Genomic DNA, 4127 nt, shown 5'->3' on the forward strand with positions numbered 1-4127 from the left:
ACCAGCTTGCCGAACGAGCCGTCGGTGATCGAGCCGACGATCACCTCAAGGCCGCCGGTCAGCATCTGCTGCACCTGGATGCCTTCGATCTTGGCGTCGGCCTTGTACTTCTTGGCGTTGCCGAGAATGGTCTCGTAAGCCTTCTGGGCGTCGTCCGCGGTCTTGACGCCGACGATGACGCCGCCCGCCTCGGTCTTGTGCAGAATGTCCGGCGAGACGATTTTCATCACGACAGGGAAGCCCATCTCGGAGGCGATCTTCGCAGCCTCGGCCGCCGACTTCGCGACGCCTTCCTTCGGTACAGGAATGCCATAGGCATCGCAGACGATCTTACCCTCGGGAGCCGTCAGGCTGGTGCGCTTGTCCGCCCTGACCTGGTCGAGAACTTTACGGATCGTGGCCTTGCTATCGGGCATGGCGGCATCAGACATCTGGCTTCCTCCTGAGGGGTCTATAGTTTTATGGCATTTGGTATGCCAGAACCAAACTTTGTCAAGCGTGTCGAAGGTGTGGAAACGCTGAAAAATCACGCAGCTTGACAGTCTGGCATCTGGTATGCCAAAAATCTTAGAGCGAATATGCTGTAAAGAGACCTCTCCCACCAGAGGAGTTTGGTCTTGTCCACGCAGAAACCAACCAAGGCGTTGCCGATCATGGCCGAGGCAGACATCGCGATCGCTCGCATCGCCCCGGAAACGAGCTTCAAGAACAAGGCTTATGGCGCCCTGCGCGAAGCCATCTTGAAGATGGACATCTACGCGACCCCGGAACCGGTGATGCTTGATGAGCGCGCCCTCTCCGAGCGCCTCGGCGTCAGCCGCACGCCGATCCGCGAGGCGATCGCGATGCTGGAGCAGGACGGCTTCGTCAAGACCGTGCCGCGCCGCGGCATCGTCGTCGTGAAGCGCACCAAGAGCGAGATCGTCGACATGATCCGCGCCTGGGCCGCGCTCGAGAGCATGGCGGCGCGCCTGATCACCACGACCGCGCGCAAGAAGGACATCACCGACCTGCGCGACTTCTTCAAGGATTTCGGCAAAGACCGCCTGCCGCAGGATCACATCGAGGAATATTCCAAGGCCAACATCGCCTTTCACCAGGCGCTGATCTCGCTGTCGGAATCGCCTGTCCTGGTCGACATGACCAACGACATCCTGCTGCACGTGCGCGGCTACCGCCAGCTCACGATCGGCCGCACCGAGCGCATCGCGGCCTCGATGCCCGAGCATCTGGCGATCATCGAGGCGCTGGAAGAGCGCAACACCGAGCTCGCCGAGAAGCGCGCACGCGATCACACCCTTGCCCTCGCTACCTACGTCGAGACCCACGGCCAAGAGTTATTCAATTAGTTGTTTAATTAGTTGTTCGGCTGATCCGTCAGCCGGAAGGGTTCACAACGGAAGACGCTAGAGCGCCTTCACAAGAAGACCAGGGAGACAAGGCGCATGCCGCAGACCGCGATCAAGACCGAGGCACCGGACACCCACGAAGAGCTGACCGACGGGTTTCACCTCGTCATCGACGCGCTCAAGCTGAACGGCATCGAGACCATCTATAACGTGCCCGGCATTCCGATCACGGATCTCGGCCGCATGATGCAGGCAGAAGGGCTGCGCGTGCTGTCCTTCCGTCACGAGCAGAGTGCGGGCTATGCGGCCGGGATCGCCGGCTTCCTCACCAAGAAGCCCGGCATCTGCCTTACCGTGTCGGCGCCCGGCTTTCTGAACGGCCTTACCGCGCTCGCGCACGCCACCACCAACTGCTTTCCGATGATCCTGATCTCGGGCTCCTCGGAGCGCGAGATCGTCGACCTGCAGCAGGGCGACTATGAGGAGATGGATCAGCTCGCGATCGCCAAGCCGCTGTGCAAGGCCGCCTTCCGCGTGCTGCACGCCCAGGATATCGGCATCGGCTTGGCGCGCGCGATCCGCGCCGCCGTGTCGGGCCGCCCGGGCGGCGTCTATCTCGACTTTCCGGCAAAACTGTTCGGCCAGGTGGTGAACGCGCAGGCCGGCGCAGCGTCGCTGGTCAAGGTGATCGACCCGGCGCCGGCGCAGATCCCTGCCCCGTCGGCAGTGAAGCGCGCGCTCGATGTTCTGAAGAGCGCAAAACGTCCGCTGATCATCCTCGGCAAGGGCGCGGCCTACGCGCAGGCCGACGAGGCGATCAAGACCTTCGTCGAAAAGAGCGGCGCGCCGTTCCTGCCGATGAGCATGGCCAAGGGCCTGCTGCCCGATCTGCATCCGCAATGCGCCGGCGCGGCGCGCTCCACGGTGCTGAAGGACTCCGACGTCGTGCTGCTGATCGGCGCCCGCCTCAACTGGCTGCTGTCGCACGGCAAGGGCAAGACCTGGGGCGATACGCCGAAGAAATTCATCCAGGTCGATATCGAGCCGAAGGAGATGGACTCCAACGTCGAGATCGTGGCGCCCGTGGTGGGCGACATCGGCTCGGTGGTCTCAGCCTTCACCGAGGCGATGGGCAAGGATTGGCCGAAGGCCCCTGCCGAGTGGACCTCCTCGGTGCAGAAGAAGCGCGAGGACAACGTCGCCAAGATGGCGCCGCGCCTGATGAACAACAACTCGCCGATGGACTATCACGGCGCGCTCGGCGTGCTCCGCACCATCATCAAGGAGCGTCCCGACGCGATCCTGGTCAACGAAGGCGCCAACACGCTCGACCTCGCCCGCGGCGTCATCGACATGTACCAGCCGCGCAAGCGGCTCGACGTCGGCACCTGGGGCGTGATGGGCATCGGCATGGGCACGTCGATTGCCGCGGCGATCGAGACCGGCAAGCCGGTGATCGCGGTCGAGGGCGACAGCGCCTTCGGCTTCAGCGGCATGGAGATCGAGACCATCTGCCGCTACGATTTGCCGATCTGCATCGTCATCTTCAACAATGACGGCATCTACCGCGGCACCGACGTCAATACGGGCGGCAGCGATCCAGCGACCACCATGTTCGTCAAGGGCGCCCGCTACGACAAGATGATGGAGGCCTTCGGCGGCGTCGGCGTCAACGCCACCTCGCCGGACGAGCTGAAGCGCGCCGTCAACGCAGCGATGGATTCGGGCAAGCCGACCCTGATCAACGCGGTGATCGATCCGGCAGCAGGCTCGGAAAGCGGCCGCATCGGCAACCTCAATCCGCAGAGCGTGCTGAAGAAGAAGAAGTAAGCCCCGCCCATTCATCAACGCCCGCGCCCTGCGGGCCTACCATTTCGCAGATGGAGAGAAACACATGACCCAAGCGCTCAAGGGCGTTCGCATCCTCGATTTCACCCACGTGCAATCCGGCCCGACCTGCACGCAGCTGCTGGCGTGGTTCGGCGCCGACGTGATCAAGATCGAGCGTCCCGGCGTGGGCGACATCACCCGCGGCCAGTTGCAGGACATCCCGAACGTGGACAGCCTGTATTTCACCATGCTCAACCACAACAAGCGTTCGATCACGCTCGACACCAAGAACCCCAAGGGCAAGGAAGTCCTGACCGAGCTGATCAAGAAGTGCGACGTGCTGGTCGAGAATTTCGGCCCCGGCGTGCTCGACCGCATGGGCTTCCCCTGGGAGAAGATCCAGCAGATCAACCCGAAGATGATCGTCGCCTCGATCAAGGGCTTTGGTCCTGGTCCCTACGAAGACTGCAAGGTCTATGAGAACGTCGCGCAGTGCACCGGCGGCGCCGCCTCCACCACCGGCTTCCGCGACGGCCTGCCGCTCGTCACCGGCGCGCAGATCGGCGATAGCGGCACCGGCCTGCATCTGGCGCTCGGCATCGTCACCGCGCTCTATCAGCGCACGCATTCGGGCAAGGGCCAGCGCGTCACGGCTGCGATGCAGGACGGTGTCCTCAACCTCTCCCGCGTCAAGCTGCGCGACCAGCAGCGCCTCGAGCGCGGCCCCTTGAAGGAATACAGCCAGTTCGGCGAAGGCATTCCGTTTGGCGATGCCGTGCCGCGCGCCGGCAACGATTCCGGCGGCGGCCAGCCCGGCCGCATCCTGAAGTGCAAGGGCTGGGAGACCGACCCGAACGCCTACATCTACTTCATCACGCAGGCGCCCGTCTGGGAGAAGATCTGCGACGTGATCGGCGAGCCCACCTGGAAGACCGACCCGAACTACGC

General features: G+C 63.4%; 4 protein-coding genes. 3 read left to right on the forward strand and 1 reads right to left on the reverse strand.

The features are described from left to right. On the reverse strand, nt 1-431 hold a 431-nt coding region (locus WA702_RS28255), incomplete at its 3' end, for an acetate--CoA ligase family protein (RefSeq protein WP_425113833.1). A gap of 186 nt (nt 432-617) precedes the next feature. Between WA702_RS28255 and WA702_RS28260 the strand changes: the two genes are divergently transcribed. The 3 genes from WA702_RS28260 to frc all read left to right on the forward strand — a co-directional run. Beyond that, nucleotides 618-1349 (forward strand): GntR family transcriptional regulator, encoded by a 732-nt coding sequence (locus WA702_RS28260; protein WP_425113834.1) that lies wholly within the window; start codon nt 618-620, stop codon nt 1347-1349. A 96-nt stretch (nt 1350-1445) separates the two neighbouring features. After that, nucleotides 1446-3179 (forward strand): oxalyl-CoA decarboxylase, encoded by a 1734-nt coding sequence (oxc, locus tag WA702_RS28265; RefSeq protein ID WP_425113835.1) that lies wholly within the window; start codon nt 1446-1448, stop codon nt 3177-3179. Nucleotides 3180-3243: 64 nt separating this feature from the next. Beyond that, nucleotides 3244-4127 (forward strand): formyl-CoA transferase (gene frc, locus WA702_RS28270; protein ID WP_425113836.1); only part of this gene is annotated, 884 nt, incomplete at its 3' end.

It is taken from the genome of Bradyrhizobium sp. (assembly GCF_049798375.1).
GTDB lineage: Bacteria > Pseudomonadota > Alphaproteobacteria > Rhizobiales > Xanthobacteraceae > Bradyrhizobium.

Excerpts from the sequence above, each read along its gene's own strand:
- oxc (WP_425113835.1), top strand. The coding sequence starts at position 1,446 with ATGCCGCAGACCGCGATCAAGACCGAGGCACCGGACACCCACGAAGAG.